This is a genomic window from Sphaerospermopsis kisseleviana CS-549, assembly GCF_028329225.1.
Lineage (GTDB): Bacteria > Cyanobacteriota > Cyanobacteriia > Cyanobacteriales > Nostocaceae > Sphaerospermopsis > Sphaerospermopsis kisseleviana.
This window is the reverse complement of record NZ_JAQMTI010000263.1, coordinates 1-4,984: the sequence shown is the minus strand read 5'-3', so window position 1 is coordinate 4,984 and position 4,984 is coordinate 1. Positions and strand designations below refer to the sequence as shown.

The window sequence follows — 4,984 nt, the reverse complement described above, 5'->3', positions numbered from 1 at the left end:
GAGCTTGGTTCTCAATTCCCCAATGTTTACGGATGGCTCGACCTAAAAGTTGAGCATCACTGGGTAAAGAAGAGAGATAAAATTGAACCTCACGAGTAGTTTGATTCCAAAGACGACGCTCCCGAACAACCATCACTACACCACTTCTTTTGCTCCCATGTCAAGTCAAATTTTTCTCTGCTCGCTGCTGCTTATCTTGTTTCTTTTGTCAAGTTCATTTTATACCAAATTAGATGAGCTTACCCTGGTTAATGGCATTATGTCTTTTGGTTTATAATTTAGGACAAAGATAATTAAGAATATCATTGAAAGCACAAAAATCCACAGTTAAAAATCAATTGAATAAACCCAAAGAATCTCCCACATTAAGATGGATATTTCAATGTTTTTAAGGGATTCATCTTTTAATGACACAAGGATTTCAACGAATTCTTAATTTAACGGAGTCGCATTGTCATATCTTACAATTCCTACCTACTACTTGCCAAAAATATTATTTATTATCTTAGTTGTTCTCTCTGGTTTGACGATTTCATTGGTTATCTTTTTGATAACTGATTGCACACCTTGAATTAAATATTATTGTTGAAACATCTTTTAAACACAAATAAAATCTCAACTTTGTGTGTTCATAATTTTGTTTTCCACTGATACGTAATTGTTCAAACCATAAGTTTTAATTGACCGTCAATGTAGTTTAATTATGCTACTTTATGAAGTGCGGAATGTGGGATCAAGGACGGGCAGGATGCCCATCCCAGAAGATTGGATACTCTTTTTTTTTGGCGCAACCTCACCAGGTCATTTACACACCCACCAAGGTTTTGTTCTCTACTTGAGATTCGGTCTTAGGTAGTTTAGATTCTACGGCTGTACCTTTGAAGAAATCAGGGTTGGCTTGGGTGTAGAATTTATAGGGATTGCCAAATACATAAGCTTTGAAGTCAGCTTCAGAAATTACGCCTTCTCTCACCAAATCCCAGCTTTCAGCTAAAGGCGCGGTGAGATCGGGTACATCCCAGTGACCAACATCAGAGGAGTAAATGGCGTTAATTTTGACTCCCAAGGGGTTGGCTTTATCGTTGAATGCCGCAGCAATAGTACGATCATCTGATTCAGAACCAAAGAAGAAACTATTCACCCAGCGATCGCGTATATCTTCAATTGATTGAATCCCTGCTGCACCAAAATCTTCCAATTCGCTACCCACTGGTGAACGACTGTGACGGTTGAAGGAAGCTCCTAGTACACTTTTAGTCAATTCCTCTTTGCTGAGGGAATGTCCTTGAGTAATTTCTCCACCATACTCTGCAAACAACTCAAACAACTCATCAGGATTAGCTAAATCTGGGTTATAGTTTTGCAGTCCTTCTAAATTGCGCTTGGAGAAACGGTCTACTAAATGAATGTAGACGTGAGCGCCCCAATCTGCCCCACCTTCCAACATACCGATACGCAATTGGGGGAAGCGTCTAGTTACACCACCAAAGAACAATGCTTTGGCAAATGCTTGTGAACCATCAGCAAAGTGACCGATGTGGTTGTTCATGTAGTTACTAATGGAGGAGCGTCCAGTCCATCCTTGACTACCGTAATGGGTGGTGAGAGGTACACCTAATTCAACGGCTTTAGCCCAGAAGGGATCATAGTCATATTCGCTATCTAGCCCGAAAAAGTCAATGTAAGAGGCATATTTGCCAATTTCTGGGAATTGATCGGCTGGGTATTTATCTGCGATCGCCTTAATTGGCCGTCTCACACCACCAGGGATATTTGCCACTTTCAGCCCCAGTGTTTTTACAGCAAACTCCAACTCTTCAATCGCTTCTTGGGGGGTAGTCATGGGGATACCAGCTACTACTGTTAGGCGATCGCTATATTTGCGGTAAATATCAGCATGATAGTGATTAATTGCCCGTTGCAATAATTGCCGATTCTCCTTACTTGCACCAGCCGCAGCTAAGGCATTATTGGGAAATAATACAGAATAATCTGAACCTTGCTCCCCTTGACGTTCATAGAGTAATGCAGGGAGAGTGTAGGTAGCCAAATCTAAAGTATTACGGGTAACTCTAGCCCACCAAGGTGATCGCAATGTCCGGTTATATTGACGTTCTTCAGGAGTTTGTTGATACCAGTCTTTACCTTCACTCTTGGGATTAAGACGAGAAGATTCAGCCTTGCGTAATTCATCTACCAGCTTCACACCGCCGTAGTGAGCAATATAATCCTCAAGGGCAGGAGTAAAGTCATTAGTGTGAACATCAGTATCAATGACAGGATAATCCAGATTGGCTCTAACTGCGGCGGAGGGAGAGCTTTTCAATTTGCTATATTTAGTCATATTTTCCTTAGAAAAGTTACAAGACAACTTAGATCCCTGACTTCTCAAACAATTGCAGAATTTAAAAGTTATGAATTTTCAAAAAATCGGGGATCTGTGGGAGATCATGCTGTTGATTTTGACTTGGGTTTAATACGTGAGATTGAACATTCTTGTCTTTTGGACAAGCCTAACTTTCCAATAGTCTGCATAGACTCCGGTAGGCTTTTAACGTCTGTGCTGACGGGATCTAAGGGAACAATAAATTTTCTTTAACCTTGGATTTAAAATCTAAAACTTTGCTCCTTTGCGTCTCTGCGCGAAATCCAATTATTTAAACTGCTGCTAATACTTTTTGAAATTGATTAACTGGACGAGATAAACCCAGATTTTCCCGCAGAGTTGTACCTTCATACTCAGTGCGGAATAAACCCCGACGTTGTAGTTCAGGAATTACTAAATCAACAAAATCATCTAATCCACCAGGAAGATAAGGAGGCATAATATTGAAGCCATCAGCAGCGTCATTGAGAAACCAGCTTTCTAGTTGATCTGCAATTTGTACTGGTGTACCGATAATTGTCCAATGACCACGCGCTCCTGCAATCCATTGATACAGTTCCCGAATGGTAAAATTGTGTCTACGAGCAATATCAATTAATAATGCTTGGCGGCTTTTGTTATCATTAGTGTCTGGTAAATCTGGCAATGGTCCATCCAGAGGATAAGCGGAAAGATCCGTCCCTATCAGTCCTTGTAATAAAGCCAAACCAACCTGGGGATGAATTAAATCTTGCAGTTCTTGATATTTGGCTTGTGCGTCTGCTTCTGTTAGTCCCACCACTGGAAAAACACCAGGCATAACTTTGAGTTGATCCGGAGTACGTCCATATTTTGCTAATCTACCTTTAACATCTGCGTAGAAGGCTTGAGCATCTTCTAAGGTTTGTTGAGCAGTAAATATCACTTCGGCAGTTTTACCAGCTAATTCTTTACCATCTTCAGAAGAACCTGCTTGTACAATTACAGGATGACCTTGGGGCGGACGGGCAATGTTTAATGGTCCGCGCACGGAAAAGAATCTACCTTTATGGTTAAGTTGATGTATTTTATTGGGGTCGTAGTAAAAAGCTGTTTCTTTATCACGGACAAAAGCATCGTCTTCCCAGCTATCCCAAAGACCTTTAACCACATCAATAAATTCGTGGGCGCGGATGTAGCGTTCTGCGTGAATAGGATGGGCTTCTAAACCGAAATTCCCAGCAGCTTCACTACTTCCTGTTGTCACTACATTCCAGCCGGCTCTCCCCCCGGAGATATGATCTAAGGAAGCAAATTTGCGTGCGAGAATATAGGGATCTTCATAGGTGGTAGAGGCTGTAGCGATAAAACCAATCTTTTCTGTCACCGCAGACAAGGCTGAAAATAGGGTTACAGGTTCAAAGTCTCCACCAAAGGCTGTCCGGCCTTCTGCACCGGGACGATGTTGTAAGGCTAAACCATCAGCTAGAAAAAATGCGTCGAATTTACCGCGCTCGGCTGTCTGGGCTATCTGTTTATAATGCTCAAAGTTGAGAGCGCCATTACTCCGTGCTTGAGGATGTCGCCAAGCTGCTACGTGCTGACCTGCTCCGGGTAAAAATGCACCTAGTCTTAGTTGTTTTTGTTGTTTGCCCATCGGAGACTCCAAGTAATATTTTTTACTCAATGAATATAGGATGATAAAAATTTTCTGGGATAGCAGTTGTCAGATATGTCAATGTGACTGCCGCATATTTGATATTTATTTGTTGGGAAAGCTTTTTCAACTCCTTAGCTATAGTTATAGGCATTAGCGTTAGTGGTGGGTTGTTGATAAAACTACTGTATCTCGACTGATTTATCGTAGATTAATAGTAGAATCTCATAACTCTCATGAAAAAGCAAGTACCTTTTTATAAAAAATATGGTGAACTAAATTTATTGGCGGCTAATTTTTAGAGATTCTAAATATTTGACGGCTCTAGAGTGTGCAGAGTGGGCGATAGCGAAGCGCTGCTGCAAGCAGATCGCTCAATTTAAAAAATATATAGTACAATTATACTTGTGTTAACTACTGAGTAAAATAAAAGTAGCTTAAAATATAAGTATAAAAACTCCAGAGTACAGGTAGTAAATAAATGAAAATAATTTTCCCAACTTACGAAGGCTTTGATTTTTGCTAAACTAGAAATATGTATAAAATAAGGAAATATCAAGCTATGACACTTCCTAATTCATCAAGTCCTCAACACTATAAACTTGATATTGAACCGGAAGGACGTTTAACTTTACCCCAAGAAATCCAACAAATACTTAATTTACAATCTGGAGATAGATTAATTTTAACTCTGGAAGATAACGGAAAACTCCAATTAGTCAGCCTCAAACAACAAGTTAAAAAATTAAGAGGTTTATTAAAAGATAAATCACCTGATAGAAACTTGGTAGATGAACTCATCCAAGAACGCAGACAGGAGTATTTAAGTGAATAAATCTGTCTTAGAGGATGTTTGAAAAGTCTAACTTAGGCGATTAAAAATCACATCTACACAGACAAAACCTGCCTACGCAAGTTTCAAATCCTTAATTTTTCGTTAGTCCACGCAGGTGGACTTTGTTTGTGTAGTAGCGAATTATATT

General features: G+C 39.9%; 3 protein-coding genes and 2 pseudogenes. 2 read left to right on the top strand and 3 right to left on the bottom strand.

Annotated features, from left to right (window positions below; all coding sequences use genetic code 11):
* Nucleotides 1-139: pseudogene (locus PN497_RS20845) on the bottom strand (ISAs1 family transposase); the annotation flags it as partial.
* A gap of 109 nt (nucleotides 140-248) precedes the next feature.
* On the opposite strand from PN497_RS20845, the pseudogene PN497_RS26030 reads away from it, so the two are divergent.
* Nucleotides 249-509 (top strand): annotated as a pseudogene (locus tag PN497_RS26030) (IS1634 family transposase); the annotation flags it as partial.
* A gap of 296 nt (nucleotides 510-805) precedes the next feature.
* On the opposite strand, the gene PN497_RS20835 reads toward PN497_RS26030, so the two are convergent.
* Nucleotides 806-2,344 (bottom strand): amidohydrolase family protein, encoded by a 1,539-nt coding sequence (locus PN497_RS20835; RefSeq protein ID WP_096572450.1) that lies wholly within the window; start codon nucleotides 2,342-2,344, stop codon nucleotides 806-808.
* A 313-nt stretch (nucleotides 2,345-2,657) separates the two neighbouring features.
* Complete coding sequence (locus tag PN497_RS20830) at nucleotides 2,658-4,001, bottom strand: LLM class flavin-dependent oxidoreductase (RefSeq protein ID WP_096572451.1); 1,344 nt, start codon at nucleotides 3,999-4,001, stop codon at nucleotides 2,658-2,660.
* A gap of 562 nt (nucleotides 4,002-4,563) precedes the next feature.
* On the opposite strand from PN497_RS20830, the gene PN497_RS20825 reads away from it, so the two are divergent.
* Complete coding sequence (locus tag PN497_RS20825; protein WP_096572901.1) at nucleotides 4,564-4,836, top strand: AbrB/MazE/SpoVT family DNA-binding domain-containing protein; 273 nt, start codon at nucleotides 4,564-4,566, stop codon at nucleotides 4,834-4,836.
* Nucleotides 4,837-4,984 lie beyond the last annotated feature (148 nt).

What these genes read in the sequence shown, in the direction of transcription:
- PN497_RS20835 (WP_096572450.1), bottom strand. Translation starts at nt 2,344, where the DNA reads ATGACTAAATATAGCAAATTGAAAAGCTCTCCCTCCGCCGCAGTTAGA.
- PN497_RS20830 (WP_096572451.1), bottom strand. Translation starts at nt 4,001, where the DNA reads ATGGGCAAACAACAAAAACAACTAAGACTAGGTGCATTTTTACCCGGA.
- PN497_RS20825 (WP_096572901.1), top strand. Translation starts at nt 4,564, where the DNA reads ATGACACTTCCTAATTCATCAAGTCCTCAACACTATAAACTTGATATT.